The organism is Sagittula sp. P11, assembly GCF_002814095.1.
Taxonomy (GTDB): Bacteria; Pseudomonadota; Alphaproteobacteria; order Rhodobacterales; family Rhodobacteraceae; genus Sagittula.
In genome coordinates this window covers 675,723-689,565 of sequence record NZ_CP021913.1, presented here as the reverse complement: position 1 = coordinate 689,565, position 13,843 = coordinate 675,723, and the positions used below count along the sequence as shown (strand labels likewise).

Genomic DNA, 13,843 nt, shown 5'->3' with positions numbered 1-13,843 from the left:
GTTCAGTGGCAGGTCACGGTGAACCCTTCGAAGCGCGGCGCACCTTCGTGCAGCTTGCGTGTCTGGCCCGCACGGGCGTGGGAGGCGCGGAATTCCTCGCTGGTGGTCCAGGCGCGGAAATGCGCCTCCGTTTGCCAGACCGTGTGCGAGGCATAGAGAACGCGGCCGTCCGTCTCGGGTCCCTTCAGCATGTGAAAGGACACGAAACCCTCCATGTCCTGAAAGCGGCTCTCGCGGCTCAGCCAAAGCTCCTCGAACTCTGCGGCGTTCTCCAGCGGCACGGTAAAACGGTTCATGGCAAGATACATGGGGGCGTCCTCAGTTGGTTTTAAAGGTTTTGCAGGGGTCATCGCGCGCTGCGGGCGGCACGACCCGGATTTCGTCGAAGGGCACGCCGCTGTCTGCTTCGACGAAGCCCAAGGCATAGGTGCTCACGTCCGGCGCGGCGCGGGCGATCATCGCAGGGATTCCCCAGTCGGTACGGGCATGGCCATTGCCGGCAATCACGGCCACGGGCGGACCGTAGGTCTCCAGCGCCTCTAGCGCTGCCCGGGCGAAGACCGCGTCGCGATAGCGCTGGACCGCGACCATCCCGTCCATCATTTCCAAAGGCATAGCCGCGCAATGCGCGTCGAACTGAAGCTGCCTCCTCGCCTCCAGCTGGTCCTCCGGCAAGTCCGTGTCCAGCCCGAAATGCCCGGCATCCGGCCCGAAGAGCGTGGCGGCACCGTCGGAATAGACCCTGCGCACCGCCTCGCGCGGGGCGGCGGCCCCCACGATGCGCGAGTTGCCCAACCCGTCGAAGATCGGCGCATAGATTTCGAAGTCGCTCCAGCCGCTGGCCTCCCATGCGTCGGCGATAGCGTCGCGGTTGGCGTCGGCCACGCGCGCCTCCTCCGCGGTCAGCATCTCGAAGACGACAGCGGTGGGTTGCAGGTCGCTCAGGGCGGCGGCCTGGCCCAAATGTGCGTCCGGATTGTCATGGACCTCGCCCAGAATGACGATATCGGCCACGGGATCGGCCAGCGCGGGTATCGCGAGAAAGAGCAGCAGGGCAGTGGGGATGGAGGCGTTCAGGGGCATTGCTTTCTTTCAGGCAGTGGCCGCATGCGGCAGGATATAGGGTGTTCCGACCGGTGGCGGCGCCGAAACGCGCAGGTCACAGCCGTAGGCGCGCGACAGGATGCCATCGCAAAAGACCTCGCGTGGCGTGCCAAAGGCCAGACGCTGACCCTCTGCCAGAACGGCGACACGGTCGGCGAACATCGCGGTGAGGTTCAGGTCATGCATGACGGCGATCACACCCCCGCCCGCGCGGGCGAAAGTGCGCGCGATCTCCATGACTTGCAACTGATGCGCGATATCGAGGCTGGAGACCGGCTCGTCCAGCAAGAGCCAGCGCGGCCGACCGTCCTCGACCGGGGACCAGACCTGCGCCAGCACGCGGGCCAGCATCACACGCTGCGCCTCGCCGCCCGAGAGTTCCTGAAAGGTCCGTTCGGCGTAGTGGTCAAGGCCGACCCGGGCCAGCGCCTGCATCGGCACCTCTGGTCGATCCCCGGCGGTGCCCGCCTGCACACCCAGCCGCACGACTTCGAGCACGGTAAAGGGAAAGGCGAGCCTTGAGGCCTGCGGGAGCACGGCGCGCTCGGACGAGAGTTCCCAGGGTTTCAACCCGTCGATGTCGCGCCCGTTCAGCATGACGCGGCCCGAGTATGGCAGTGACGCCGTCAGCGCCCCCAGCAGCGTCGACTTGCCCGAGCCATTCGGCCCGACGATGGCGGTAAATTCGCCTGGCTCTGCGCGCAAAGACACTCCGCGCAACGCTTCGCGACGCCCGTAGAACACGCGGATATCCTCGGCAATCAGGCTCATAGGTCCACCAGTCCGCGACGCTTCAGCAGGATCCAGAGAAAGACCGGCGCGCCAAGCACGGCGGTGACGATGCCGATGGGCAGCTCGGCGGGGGCGATGACCACGCGGGCGATCACATCGGCGAGAATAAGCATGGTCGCGCCCAGCAGCGCCGCATTGGGCAAGAGCGTGCGGTGATCGGGGCCGGAGGCGAGGCGCAGCAGATGCGGCACGACGATGCCGATAAAGCCGATCCCGCCCGCGACGGCGACGGCGGCGCCGGTGGCTCCGGCGACCGTCAGGATCGCAACGGATTTCATCCGCTGCACGTCGATGCCGATATGGGCGGCTGTGGCCTCTCCCAGCGCCAGCCCGTTCAACCCGTGCCCAAGGGTGAGCGACGCGGCAAGCGCCAGCAAGACCAGCGGCCCGGCGGCCAGCACCTTGGCCCAGCTTGCGCCGGCGAGCGACCCCAGCCCCCAGAAGGTCAGGTCGCGCAGCTGGCTGTCGTCGGCGATATAGACCATCACCCCCGACAGCGCGCCCGCCAGTGCGGCAAGCGCGATGCCCGCCAGCAGCATCGTCGCTACCGAGGTGCGACCGTGGCGGGTGGCGACCTTGTAGAGCAGGAGCGTCCCACCCCAGCCGCCAAGGAAGGCGGCGATCGGTACGAGGTGCGGCCCGACCAGCCGCGCGAGGCTCAAGGGCAGCAGGCCCCCCAGGACGATAGCGAGGATCGCGCCGAGGCCCGCCCCGGCGCCAACGCCGACGATGCCGGGATCGGCCAGCGGGTTGCGGAAAAGCCCCTGCATCACCGCGCCGGAAACGGCCAGCGCCGCCCCCACGAGCGCCCCCATGGCCAGCCGGGGCAGACGGATGTCGAACAGGACGACGCGCTCCATCCGGCTCAGCGCCTCGCCCTGCGCCAGCTTGGCCAGCAGGGCAGTCAGGCGCACGTCGGTCGCTCCGGTCTGCAGGCTCAGCGCACAGGCGACCAACAGCGCGGCCGCCAGCAGCCCGTGCAGCGCGCGGGCCCGTGCCAGCCTGTCTCGTGGCGGCGTGAAGCTGTCGGAAATAGCGGCCACCGCTCAGGCCTCGTCGCCATAGAGCGCCGCGTTGAGATCGCGCACCGCCTCTGCCGTGCGCGGGCCGAAGCCCAGCAACAGCAGCCCATCCATGCGCACGATGGCACGGGCCTGCGCCGCCGGGGTCAGGCGGATCGCGGGCATCTCGAAGAGGGCATCGTTGTCAACGCCGTGGCTGCCGCCGCGCGTCATCATCAGGATGACATCTGGCGCGGCCAGGCCCACTGCTTCGTCGGTGATCTGCTTGTAGCCTTCGTACGCCGTGACCGCGTTGACGCCGCCCGCCATGCGGATGATTGCATCCGCCGCCGTGCCGGTGCCGCTTGCGTTGATCTTGCCGCCCTCGGTCGAGAGCACGAAGAGCACGCGTTTCTTCTCGGCCTCGGGCCGGTCGGCGTCGCCAATTGCCGCGGCGAGCGCGCGGCCGACCTCGTCCTTCAGTTCACGGGCTTTTTCAGGCACGTCGAGCGCCGCGCCGATCACCTCGATCTTGTGCAGGATCCCTTCGGCGTCGAGCGCGTTCGGCACCTCGACGAATGCCACATCCGCCGCGCGGATCACGTCAAGAGCCTCGACCGGGCCCGCGCCTTCCTCGGAGAGAATGAGCGAGGGGCCGACAGAGAGCACGCCTTCAGGCGACAGCGCTCGCATGTATCCCACGTCAGGGAGCGCCATGACGTCGGGTGGATAGCTGGAGGAGGTGTCGCGCGCTTTCAGCCGGTGCTGCTGACCCAGCGCCACGACGATTTCCGTTACGGAGCCGCCGATGGAGACGACATCGGCATGGGGGTTTGGCACGCCCGAACTTTGTTGCGCGCCAACGTTCAGCGCGAGCAAAGCCACAAACATTGACACCATGAGCGCCGTATAAGCCGCAAAATCACCAGACCTGCCTGCCTTGCAAAACATCTCTTCGAACCCTTTTTTGTATCGTCGGCATGCTACTGCTGCCGTTTTCCCTGCATCTGGAACTGTCCGGCCAGAAACGGCAGCATCCGTTTTTCGTGGTCACGAATACGACGACGACTGCCGTGGCCATGCCGCGCAGGCCGTTGCGTCAAACCTCGTCACGCAGCCACGCTTTCAGCGGCGGGAAGCGCCTCCACGATCCGCGCCCAGTCCGCGCGTGAATCGCGGCCTTCCTTGCCGAGGCCGAAGACCTGGAAAATGATCCCGCCCTCGGCGTCGAATGCTTCGACCGAGACCGCCGGGCCGCGCTGGGTCGGCTTTTCGACGGCCCAGACCTCCGCCACCTTGTCGAGCCGCAAGTGCAGGTTGAAGCCCGGGTCCATGACATTCTGCCATGGCCCCATGGGCTTGAGGGTGCCGATCTTGCCGGAGTGGATCTGTATGCAGCCGCGATTGCCGACAAAGATCATCACCTCGATACCTGCCGCCTGTACCGCCTCCAGCATGGCATTGGCCGCGGAAGGCTCCAGCGCCCGCACGAAAGGCGCGCCCGCGATGCGGTAAGCGCCCAGACGGTTCATCTTGAGCCTGGAGCACAGACGCAGGAACTGGTGGGTATCGGTCAGCTTCGCCCATTCCGCGCGCAGCATGTCGACCTTGTCGGGGCGGGCCTTCGCAGCCTCGGTCGGCGTGCGAGGTGCGACCTCCTGACCTTCGGACTGATCGTCCAGCGCAAGCTCCGCCACGATCCCTTCCCACAGGTCATGGTTTGATCCGGCGCGAAGGTGAATCTTGTGAACCGCGTCGCCCGCCGCATCGAAGATCTGCAACGAGCGGCGGGGGGGCTGCCCTGCGTCTGCCTGCGTTTCGACGGCGTAGGCATGGACCCAGTGCGACGGGAAGATTCGCAGGTCGATCTCCTCCGTTAGGGTCATCGCGGCGTGTTCGCCCGGATGGTAATTCCCGTAGGTGCCGACCTTTTCATGCACGCAGGCGCTGACACGGGTCAATGCCATGACCTCTCCCAGCCGTTCGGCGGCGGGAACGATCAGGTCGGGATGGGCTGCGATCCGCGCTGTGCCCTGACCGATGCTGGCGGCGACGAGCTGCGCCTCGGAAATCCCCATGGCATCTGCGGCATCGCGGGCGCGCAGCTTGGGATTGTCAGCCAGAAAGGCACGAATGGCGGAAGGGTCAGACAGGGCTTGCTGCGTCATGGGCATCCTCGGAGGGTTCAAGTGGTCCGATGGCTGCGCGCGGAGGGAAGCGGTGCGTGGCTGTCTCAAATTACTTGACTGTTTTAGTGCGATAAGGTTAACGCTGCAACCCATCGCGATAATGGGTATCGCAAAATAATCACAACCGCCCCGCAAGCCTTCGCAAGCCATGGCCTAAAACTCACGAAGGATGGCGCGAATGCTCACCTCCCTGATGCGCGGCACGACCGCGCTTGTCTGCCTCTCACTGGCCATGCCGGCCATGGCGCAGGACAGCGACCCCGGCTTTCTCGGAACGCTGGTTCTCACCAGCGGCAAGCGTGACCTCAGCTTTGGCACAGCGCTGTCGCGAACGGTCGTTGACGAAGAGGAAATCCAGGACCGGCAAGCCAGCACCGTGGCGCAACTTATCGATTCGGTGCCCGGTGTCACGCTGGTGAACGGCACCACGCCTCAGGGCTCGGGGATCAACATCCGTGGCTTTGGCGCCAATACGACCTACGGCAGCGACCAGAAGATCGCCGTCATGATCGACGGCGCCACGGTCGGTTCCGAAGAGATCTACCGCATCGGCACGCAGCTGTTCACCGATCCGCTCCTCTATCGTCAGGCGGAGGTGCTGCGTGGGACCATCGGCAGTTTTGCCTACGGATCAGGTATCGTTGGCGGCGTGGTGAAGCTGGAAACCAAGGATGCTTCGGATTTCACCGGCGGTGTGCCGGGGTTCGGCGGCTCGCAAACGCTGGAATACAGTTCGAACGGCGATGGTTTTGCCACCTCGACCAATCTCGCGTGGATGCCGGCTGAGGGCGCAGAGTTCCTCCTCAACTATACGCTGCGCGACCAGGATGACCTGACCGCCGGAGACGGGAAAACCATCGGCAACAGCGCCTTCCGCACGCCTTCCTACCTCGCCAAGGCGAAGTTCACCTTCGGCGCGCACGACTCTCATTCGCTGACCTTCAGCCATTCCCGCACCGTGGCCGATGACAAGAACGTGCCCTACGACCAGTTCCAGACCTCCGCCGCTTCTTTCGGAAGCGTGGACCGGTTGACGGATACGGAGCAAAGCACGCTGGAGTACCGTTACAATCCCGCGAATGACCTGATCGATCTGACCGCCACGCTTTCCTATGCCGACCAGCAGATCGACACGACCTATATCGACGGCAGTTCGGAATACCAGTTCGGGTCGGCGGAGGACTTCTGCGCCAGTTCCTTCACCGGGGTGGTCTGTGCCGACAACCGTTACCAGACCAAGAAGCTGACGATCTCCAACCGCGCGCTCTTCGCCACAGGTATGGTGCAGCACGACATGCTGGCCGGGGTCGAGGCCATCCGCAAGGAGCGGCTGAACGCCTCATCGGCGCCGGGCGGCACGGATCGGCGGCTGGCGGCTTTCGTCGTGGACGAGATGACCATCGGTCAGGTCACCGTCACGCCCGCGCTGCGGTACGAATCCTCGCGGCTCGAAAGCTCCGAGACGCTGGTCGGAGTGCCGCAGAACTATGAAAAAGATGCGCTCATGGGCGGGCTGGCGCTGGGATATGACTTCGGTAACGGTTTCTCGATCTTCGGCTCGGCGGCCTATACCGAGGGTCTGCCGCTGATCGACGATCTGGGCGCCTCCGCGACGTCCCAGCGCCGGCTCGACATGACGGAGAAATCCAAGACCTTCGAATTGGGCGCGGCCTACACCGGGATGGATGTCTTTGCGCGGGGCGACAACCTGACCCTGCGCGGCAATCTCTACAAGACGGAGCTTTGGGACATCACCACGTACACCGCATCGGGCGACACCTCGACGGACCTCGACCGGGTGGAAACCAAGGGGGTCGAGCTGGAAGCCTCCTATGGCATGGCTTCGGGTCTTTACTTCGACCTCGCCGGGCACGTCGGCGAAGGCACAGAGTTCGACCCCGATGGCACCAGCGCCGTATGGCGCAACAGCGCGTCGGACCGTGTGCAACTGGCCATCGGCCGGAAGTGGGACGACCGTCTCGACCTGAGCTGGGAAGTCGTTCATGCGACTGACCGCCGTGATTCCGCCGGCGCCGACCTGTCGGACGCCACGGTCCACAACCTGCGCGCCACATGGCGGCCCGCCGATGTGAAATGGCTGGAAGGGTCGGAAGTGCGGTTCGGCATCGAAAATGCTCTGGACCTCGACTACGTCGGGCATCTGTCCTCGGCCACGCGCAAGGCGCCGGGGCGTACCTTCAAGGTGGCGCTCACCAAGTCCTTCTGAGGCCCGCAGGACCGGGGGCATCCCCTCCGGTCCACTTAACCAAGCTATCTCATCGGGTTAAGGCGTGACCAGAAGCGCAGCCCGCCTCGGGCTTTCATGTTCAGCCAGCCCGGTGGGAACGCCCCTCATCACGGTGCCAGCTATATACCCGTCCTCATGCAGGAGACCGCAAGAATGCCACGTGCATTGACTTCGCTACTTGCCGTGACCACCACCGCGCTGCTGGCCTTCCCCGCCCAGGCGCAGGAGGATGCGTCCGACAAGCTGACCATCGAACTGAACTCCATCGAAGCGCAGGACGGCAATTGCCGCATGAGCTTTGTCGTCTTGAACGGCTTTGAAACCGACCTGAAATCCGCCGTCTTCGAAGCGGTGCTCTTCGACAAATCCGGTGCGGTGGACCGGATGACCCTGTTCGACTTCGGGGCGCTGCCAGCGATGCGGACCCGTGTCCGGCAATTCGTCGTGCCGCAACTCAACTGCGACACCCTCGGGCAGGTACTGATCAACGGCGCGCAGACCTGCGAAACGGATACCGAAACGACCGCCGTGGAAGATTTCTGCGGCAAGGCGCTGAACCTGCGCTCGCGGATCGACGTGGAGGTGATCGGCTGATGATGGAGTTGCGGAATGCGATCGAGCGGATCTACGACCTTGGCGGGCCGGTCGTGCTGCTGCTCTGCGCCATGTCGGTCGTGGTGCTTTCGGTGGTGCTCTACAAGCTGTGGCAATTCCATTCGGCTGGTGTCGGGCGGCACATGGCGCTTGGGCAGGCGGTGGCAGCATGGGACGGTGGGGATCGGTCCGATGCGCGGCGGCACCTCAAGAGATCGACAAGCTATCTTGCTCCCGTGATCGCCATGGCCATGGCCGGGCAAGAGGACGGCGCGCGGCTGGAGGCGGAGGCAGAGATGCGCTTTGCCCGCCTGGAGCGTGGATTCCGACTGCTCGATTCGGTGGCGCAACTGGCGCCGCTCCTCGGGCTTTTCGGCACGGTGCTCGGTATGATCTCCGCTTTTCAGGCCCTGCAAGAGGCGGGCAGTCAGGTCGATCCCTCCATTCTGGCTGGCGGCATCTGGGTGGCGCTGCTGACGACGGCGGTGGGGCTGGCCGTGGCCATGCCCACCTCGGTCGTGCTCAGCTGGTTCGAGGCGCGTATGGACAAGGAACGCGTGCTGGCGGGGCAATCTCTGTGCGCCATCCTGTCGCCCGCCGGAAGGGATCAGGGCTTCGGCACACAGCAGGGGCGCATGCCCGAACCGGTCGAACCGCGCAGGCCGTCCCATGCGTAAACGCACCCGTCGTCGCAGGCTCTCGATGACCTCTCTGATTGACGTCATCTTCCTGCTGCTACTGTTCTTCATGCTGAGTTCGACGTTTACCCGCTTCTCCGAGGTCGAGCTTGCGGCTGCTGGAGCCGGTGGCGCTGCGGCAGTCTCCAGCGACGCGCCTCCCTTCTTTCTGCGTCTGGGTGCGGAGACGCTGGATATCAATGGCCGCACCGTGGCGCTCGAAACGCTCCGCGACCGTTTCGGAGAGACGCAGGACCCCGTCGTGCTCGTCGCTCTGCGGGATGCGGTCAGCGCGCAACGGCTGACGGACCTGTTGGTGGCCCTGCGCCAGGTGCCCGGGGCCAAAGTTACAGTGCTGGAGCAGTCCTGATGCAACGCCGCCGCCACACATCCGACCGCGAACCCACCACCGCGCTCATCAATATCGTTTTCCTGATGCTGATCTTCTTCCTCGTCGCGGGCACTCTCGCGCAACCGCTGGACAAGGCCCTCAGCCTCGTGCGCACCGCAGACCTCGACAGGCAGAGCCCGGCGAATGCGTTGGTCGTACATGTGGACGGGCGGATGACGTATCGCGGTGCCGAAGTCGTCTCCGCCGAGGCACATCTGGCCAGTCTCACAGAGGAAGAGCGCGTCCGCGTGCGGATTGTGCCGGACCGCGACCTGCCAGCGCAGGACCTAGTGCAACTGGGGCGCGCGCTTCGCACCGCTGGGGCACAAAGCGTGGTTCTGGTGACAGAAAGGGGGCTGGAATGATCGCGCACTCCCATCCGGTGAAACTTGCCGCGGCGCTGGTCGCCACCAGCGCCCATGCGGCGGTCGCGCTGGTGCTCCTGACCGGCGAGCCTGTCCAGACCGAAGGTGCGGCGGGCAGGTCCGAGGTGCAGTTGGGCGCGTCCTTCGCGGATCTCGTGGCCGGGACAATGCATGCTGCGGAGACGGAGGATCGACTGGAGCCGACGGCGGCGCAGCCCCTTGCCGCGGCGCAGGATGAGGTGCAACCCGCGGACAGGGCGCAGACTGAGCCGCTGGCCCCTGCCGAACGCCCCGAGACCGCGCCGCACCAACGCCCCCAAACGATCCCAGGCGAGACACCGCGCGAAAGTGCCACGGTCTTGCCGGAGGCGGCAGTTTCCGCGCCACTTGATACCTTGAGCAGCCTTGCGCTCACCCCGTCTGAAGAGGCACAACCCGAGTTTCTTCCGGAGCGCATTGCCGCTTTGCCCGTGCAACCCCTGCAGGCGATGCGGCCCGAGGCTTCCGCGACCGGTCGCTTGGCGGCGACGCCGCCGGTGGCCGAGACCGAATCCGTATCCGGTGAAGCCCCAACCCATGCCAGCGTGGCGCGGTCGTTGCGCCCGCCGCCCGCGCGCACGGCGGCCTTCGAGGAAACCGTCGCCCCCAAGGCCAGGGCCTTCGAAACCAGGCAGCGCGCAGCCCGCACTGCAAGGACCAAGGCGGCCTCCGCAGCCCCACGCGGCAACGCTCAGCAGAACGCCCGCGCCGGATCGACCAACGGGTCGCGCCAGGCGACCAACCGCCAAAGCGGGTCCGGCGACAGCAAGAGGCAGGCGGCGGGCAATGCGGCAGCAAACAACTATCCCGGCTTGGTGATGTCCTGTGTGTCGCGGGCGGGAAGACCCAATGTGTCCGGCGGCGGCACGGCGCGCGTGTCATTCAGCGTGAGCACCAGTGGCCGGGTTACGGGCGTCGGTCTGGCTGGTCGGTCGGGCAATGCTGCGCTCGACCGCGTGGCGGTTCGACTGATCCGCCGTGTTGGCTCCTGTCCGCCGCCCCCACCGGGCGCTCGGCGCAGTTTTTCCATCAGCATCACCGCCCGATGATTTCGGTTCCTTTTTCGACCTCGTTCAGGGAGGTTCGAAGGCGTCTGTTCTCGGTCCCTGTCTCGGCCTCTTCCGCTTTGGCCTACGTGTGACACTTATCTCGGCGCGTATTTGCCGCGATGCATCGTTTGAAAGGGTGAGACGGCGCGTTCCGCTTGACGGTCGCGTCCTTGATCTTGCGGTTCATGGGCTGGATTTGGCCGTTGCCCCCCGGACGGTCGGCTTCGTCAGCTGATGCTCCATCCCATCGTCCTCACAGGTCATGTCGAAGCGTATCGGCCGATAATGGTTCGTCTTGCGGTTTCGCGGCAGTTTGGCAAACTGGATGCCCTTATCTGACAGGATCGTGTGGATCCCATAGGGCAGGCCTTGGAGGAGAAGCTCCAGAAACTCCCAAGGCCGTCTTGCGGTTCGCCTGCTCGACCAGTTGGGTCACCGCGAATTTCCTGGTCCGGTGAATGGTCACATGGAGAAAAAGCTTGCCCTCAGCGGTCTGAACCCCGGCGATGTCGATGTGGAAGATCCTAACCGGGTAGCGTTTGAACCTTTGGCTTCTGGGCTTGTTTCCCTCGATATCCGGCAAACGCAAAACACCGTGCCGCGGAAGACACCGATGGAGCGCCGGCCGCGTCAAGTGCGTGATCGTGGGGTGTAGCGCATAGAGGGAGGCGTCCAGCGGCAGCAGCCTATACCGCCGGAACGCGCAGACGATCTCTTCAACCCACAGCCCTTTACGTTCGCGACCGTGCCAGGTGCTCGGGGCCGACGTCGCCGAAGTGGGGGACGCCGAGTTGGCCCAGGGCGCGCACCAGTTCCAGCTCGAGGATCTCCACCGCCCGCGCCGCGCCATGCGCGCCGCCTGCGCCCACGCCGAAGGCGAGCGCCCGTCCGGTCAGGGCGAAGTCTGCCCCCAGGGCCTTTGCGCGCATGAGGTCCGCACCCCGCCGGATGCCACTGTCCACGATCACCTTCATCCGGCCCGCGACCGCCTTTGCGATGCCGGGCAGAACGTCCGCGGTGGCTGGGCCGAAGGCGACCTGGCGGCCGCCGTGGTTGGAGACGACGATGCCGTCGCACCCGGTCCCGGCGCAACGCAGGGCGTCGTCGGGGTGGAGGATGCCCTTCACCAGCAGCTTGCCGCCCCAGCGGTCGCGCAGCCGCTGCAGGGCCTCCCAATCGAATGCCGGCGTGATGAGGGTCTTCTGAACCTCGGCGTAGGACGTCGCGGATTGCAGCAGGTCGGCATAGTTGGCGATGTTGGGTTTTCCGTGAAGGAGCGTCTCCAGCGACCAGCGGGGATGGGCCAGGAGCCCCAGCGCGACCTCCGGCGTGATCCGGAACGGCACGGCCAGCTGGTTGCGGATGTCGCGGTCCCGCTTCCCGGCGGCGGGCACATCGGCGGTGACGAGCATCACGTCGTAGCCCGCAGCCTCGGCGCGGGACACGAGCCCCTCCGTCACCGTGCCGTCCCCCGAGACGTAGAGCTGGAACCAGCCGTTGCCATCCGCGGCCTCGGCCAGCGCCTCCAGCGTGGTTGAGGCGGCGGAAGAGGCGACATAGGGCAGGTTCTCCCGCTTGCAAAGCTGCGCCAGCGCGATGTCCGCCCCCGGCCAGAAGGCGTTGAGCATGCCGATGGGGGCCATGCCGAAGGGGGCATTGTAGGTCTGACCGAAAACCTCCGTGCGCGTGTCGATTTTCGAGACATCGACCATGTAGCGCGGCACCAGTTCCATCTCCTCGAAGGCGGTGCAGTTGCGGCGCATGTTGCGCTCTGACTCCGCGCCGCCATCAACCAGATCGAAGGCAAAGCGCGGGATGCGGCGACGGGCCATGTCGCGCAGATCGTCGATGGAGGCGGCACGGTCCAGTCGCATCAGATCGACCACCCGCCGTCGACGGCAAAGGCCTGCCCCGTGGTGAAACCCGCCAGGTCGCCGGCGAGGTAGCAGACCATCGCGGCGATCTCCTCCGGCTTGCCGAGGCGGCCCATGGGCTGGCGGGCGGTAAAACTGGCCAGCGCCTTGTCGAAGTCGCCTGTCGCGCGCAGCCGGTCTTCGAGCGAGGGGCTTTGCACGGTGCCCGGGCAGATCGCGTTGCAGCGTATGCCGTCCTTCACGAAATCGGCGGCGATCGACTTGGTCATGCCGATGATCGCGGCCTTGGAGGCGCCGTAGGCGAAGCGGCGCGGCGCGCCTTTCTCGCTCGATACGATGGAGGCGATGTTGACGATGGAGCCCGCACCCTTGTCCAGCATGCCCGGCAGGACGGCCTTCGTCAGCCGGAAGAGGGCCTTGGCGTTCAGCTCGAACGACCGGTCCCACACCGCATCGTCACAGTCGAGGATGCTGCCGTCATGCACCCATCCGGCGCAGTTCACGAGGATGTCGACCGGCGGGAGATCGGCGATCAGCGCCGCGACGGCGTCTGCGTCCAGCACGTCCAGTCGGTGCGCGCTGATCCGGTCTGTCCCCTCGGCAATCCGGGCCACGCCGTCGCCGTCGATGTCGGTGGCGATGACCGTCGCACCGCGCGCGGCCAGCGCCTCGGCAGACGCTCGCCCGATACCGTTGGCGGCGGCGGTGACGAGGGCGGTCTTGCCCGCAAGTGTCTGTTCCATGGTCTTCTCCTTCATCGGGCGAGCCAGCCGCCGTCCACCGTCACGCAACTGCCGTGGCAGTAGGCGGCGGCTTCGGAGGCGAGGAACACCGCGGCGCCCGCGATCTCCGACGGCTCGGCGAAGCGGCCTGCCGGTATGCGGTCCAGCAGCGCCTTCGAGCGGTCGGGATCGTCGCGCAGTGCCTGCGTGTTGTCCGTGGCGGTGTAGCCGGGGGCGATGGCGTTGACGTTCACGCCGTGCGGCGCCCACTCGTTGCAAAGCGCCTTTGTCAGGCCCAACACCGCGTGTTTCGAGGAGGCATAGGCCGGCACCCGCAGCCCCCCCTGCGAGCCGAGCACCGAAGACACGATGACGATCTTCCCGCTTCCTTGGGCGACCATGCGTTGTCCGGCGGCCTGTGAAAGAAGCCACACGGAATCGAGGTTAACGGAAAGCACTCGGCGCCAGTCGTCCAGCGCCATGTCGGTCGAGTCCTCGCGATGGATGATGCCCGCATTGTTGACGAGGATGTCTAGCCCGCCAAGCGCGTCGGCAGCGAAGGTCACAACCTCCCTGGCGCCGGCCTCGTCCATCCCGGCGAAATCGGCGCGCACGGCGGCGGCCTTGCGTCCCACAGCCTCGATCCGGGCCAGCGTATCCTCGGGCTGGTGGCTCCGGTAGGTGAGGGCAACGTCGGCACCGGCGGCGGCAAGGGCGAGGGCGATGCCCTCACCGATGCCGGTCGCCCCGCCGGTGACAAGGGCCTTGCGGCCTGTCAGATCGAACGGATTGCGCATC

The 13,843-nt window shown here is 66.1% G+C and carries 15 protein-coding genes; 6 read left to right on the top strand and 9 right to left on the bottom strand.

What is annotated here, in order from left to right; genetic code table 11:
- Positions 1-2: 2 nt before the first annotated feature.
- From CDO87_RS03325 to CDO87_RS03300, 6 genes are all read right to left on the bottom strand, one after another.
- On the bottom strand, positions 3-308 hold the full coding sequence (locus CDO87_RS03325) for an antibiotic biosynthesis monooxygenase (protein ID WP_100927446.1): 306 nt from the start codon (positions 306-308) through the stop codon (positions 3-5).
- A gap of 10 nt (positions 309-318) precedes the next feature.
- Complete coding sequence (locus CDO87_RS03320; RefSeq protein ID WP_100927445.1) at positions 319-1,083, bottom strand: ChaN family lipoprotein; 765 nt, start codon at positions 1,081-1,083, stop codon at positions 319-321.
- Between the two features lie 9 nt (positions 1,084-1,092).
- Entirely contained in the window at positions 1,093-1,875 is a 783-nt protein-coding gene (locus CDO87_RS03315; protein ID WP_100927444.1) for a heme ABC transporter ATP-binding protein, read from the bottom strand.
- Positions 1,872-2,939, bottom strand: a complete 1,068-nt coding sequence (locus tag CDO87_RS03310; protein ID WP_100927443.1) for an iron ABC transporter permease — start codon at positions 2,937-2,939, stop codon at positions 1,872-1,874. The genes CDO87_RS03315 and CDO87_RS03310 overlap by 4 nt, the downstream gene beginning before the upstream one ends.
- 3 nt (positions 2,940-2,942) lie before the next feature.
- Positions 2,943-3,848 (bottom strand): ABC transporter substrate-binding protein, encoded by a 906-nt coding sequence (locus CDO87_RS03305; protein WP_254698316.1) that lies wholly within the window; start codon positions 3,846-3,848, stop codon positions 2,943-2,945.
- A 158-nt stretch (positions 3,849-4,006) separates the two neighbouring features.
- Complete coding sequence (locus CDO87_RS03300; protein ID WP_100927442.1) at positions 4,007-5,065, bottom strand: hemin-degrading factor; 1,059 nt, start codon at positions 5,063-5,065, stop codon at positions 4,007-4,009.
- Between the two features lie 199 nt (positions 5,066-5,264).
- Here CDO87_RS03300 and CDO87_RS03295 point away from each other — a divergent pair, with 199 nt between their 5' ends.
- The 6 genes from CDO87_RS03295 to CDO87_RS03270 all read left to right on the top strand — a co-directional run bounded on the left by CDO87_RS03295 (position 5,265) and on the right by CDO87_RS03270 (position 10,449).
- Entirely contained in the window at positions 5,265-7,313 is a 2,049-nt protein-coding gene (locus CDO87_RS03295) for a TonB-dependent receptor domain-containing protein (protein WP_100927441.1), read from the top strand.
- Between the two features lie 174 nt (positions 7,314-7,487).
- The gene (locus CDO87_RS03290; RefSeq protein ID WP_100927440.1) at positions 7,488-7,928 is read left to right on the top strand and encodes a hypothetical protein; all 441 of its coding nucleotides are present in this window, start codon (positions 7,488-7,490) and stop codon (positions 7,926-7,928) included.
- A complete protein-coding gene (locus CDO87_RS03285; protein ID WP_404944744.1) occupies positions 7,928-8,605 on the top strand; it encodes a MotA/TolQ/ExbB proton channel family protein in 678 nt (225 codons plus the stop codon). The genes CDO87_RS03290 and CDO87_RS03285 overlap by 1 nt, the downstream gene beginning before the upstream one ends.
- Positions 8,598-8,975 (top strand): biopolymer transporter ExbD, encoded by a 378-nt coding sequence (locus CDO87_RS03280; protein WP_254698315.1) that lies wholly within the window; start codon positions 8,598-8,600, stop codon positions 8,973-8,975. Before CDO87_RS03285 ends, CDO87_RS03280 begins: the two co-directional genes overlap by 8 nt.
- Positions 8,975-9,361, top strand: a complete 387-nt coding sequence (locus CDO87_RS03275; RefSeq protein ID WP_100927438.1) for a biopolymer transporter ExbD — start codon at positions 8,975-8,977, stop codon at positions 9,359-9,361. The genes CDO87_RS03280 and CDO87_RS03275 overlap by 1 nt, the downstream gene beginning before the upstream one ends.
- A complete protein-coding gene (locus tag CDO87_RS03270) occupies positions 9,358-10,449 on the top strand; it encodes an energy transducer TonB (RefSeq protein ID WP_100927437.1) in 1,092 nt (363 codons plus the stop codon). The genes CDO87_RS03275 and CDO87_RS03270 overlap by 4 nt, the downstream gene beginning before the upstream one ends.
- A 731-nt stretch (positions 10,450-11,180) precedes the next feature.
- Here CDO87_RS03270 and CDO87_RS03265 read toward each other — a convergent pair.
- The 3 genes from CDO87_RS03265 to CDO87_RS03255 are packed head-to-tail and all read right to left on the bottom strand — an operon-like array spanning position 11,181 to position 13,842.
- A complete protein-coding gene (locus CDO87_RS03265; RefSeq protein ID WP_254698313.1) occupies positions 11,181-12,323 on the bottom strand; it encodes an alpha-hydroxy acid oxidase in 1,143 nt (380 codons plus the stop codon).
- A complete protein-coding gene (locus CDO87_RS03260) occupies positions 12,323-13,066 on the bottom strand; it encodes an SDR family oxidoreductase (RefSeq protein ID WP_100927435.1) in 744 nt (247 codons plus the stop codon). The genes CDO87_RS03265 and CDO87_RS03260 overlap by 1 nt, the downstream gene beginning before the upstream one ends.
- Positions 13,067-13,077: 11 nt before the next feature.
- Positions 13,078-13,842 carry a glucose 1-dehydrogenase gene (locus tag CDO87_RS03255; protein ID WP_100927434.1) on the bottom strand — a complete coding sequence of 255 codons (765 nt, stop codon included), beginning with the start codon at positions 13,840-13,842 and terminating at the stop codon, positions 13,078-13,080.
- Between the last annotated feature and the right edge of the window lies 1 nt (position 13,843).

Bases quoted from the DNA above. Each gene is read 5' to 3' on its own strand.
- CDO87_RS03325 (WP_100927446.1), bottom strand. From the start codon at position 308: ATGTATCTTGCCATGAACCGTTTTACCGTGCCGCTGGAGAACGCCGCA.
- CDO87_RS03320 (WP_100927445.1), bottom strand. From the start codon at position 1,083: ATGCCCCTGAACGCCTCCATCCCCACTGCCCTGCTGCTCTTTCTCGCG.
- CDO87_RS03315 (WP_100927444.1), bottom strand. From the start codon at position 1,875: ATGAGCCTGATTGCCGAGGATATCCGCGTGTTCTACGGGCGTCGCGAA.
- CDO87_RS03305 (WP_254698316.1), bottom strand. From the start codon at position 3,848: ATGTTTTGCAAGGCAGGCAGGTCTGGTGATTTTGCGGCTTATACGGCG.
- CDO87_RS03300 (WP_100927442.1), bottom strand. From the start codon at position 5,065: ATGACGCAGCAAGCCCTGTCTGACCCTTCCGCCATTCGTGCCTTTCTG.
- CDO87_RS03295 (WP_100927441.1), top strand. From the start codon at position 5,265: ATGCTCACCTCCCTGATGCGCGGCACGACCGCGCTTGTCTGCCTCTCA.
- CDO87_RS03290 (WP_100927440.1), top strand. From the start codon at position 7,488: ATGCCACGTGCATTGACTTCGCTACTTGCCGTGACCACCACCGCGCTG.
- CDO87_RS03285 (WP_404944744.1), top strand. From the start codon at position 7,928: ATGATGGAGTTGCGGAATGCGATCGAGCGGATCTACGACCTTGGCGGG.
- CDO87_RS03280 (WP_254698315.1), top strand. From the start codon at position 8,598: ATGCGTAAACGCACCCGTCGTCGCAGGCTCTCGATGACCTCTCTGATT.
- CDO87_RS03275 (WP_100927438.1), top strand. From the start codon at position 8,975: ATGCAACGCCGCCGCCACACATCCGACCGCGAACCCACCACCGCGCTC.
- CDO87_RS03270 (WP_100927437.1), top strand. From the start codon at position 9,358: ATGATCGCGCACTCCCATCCGGTGAAACTTGCCGCGGCGCTGGTCGCC.
- CDO87_RS03265 (WP_254698313.1), bottom strand. From the start codon at position 12,323: ATGCGACTGGACCGTGCCGCCTCCATCGACGATCTGCGCGACATGGCC.
- CDO87_RS03260 (WP_100927435.1), bottom strand. From the start codon at position 13,066: ATGGAACAGACACTTGCGGGCAAGACCGCCCTCGTCACCGCCGCCGCC.
- CDO87_RS03255 (WP_100927434.1), bottom strand. From the start codon at position 13,842: ATGCGCAATCCGTTCGATCTGACAGGCCGCAAGGCCCTTGTCACCGGC.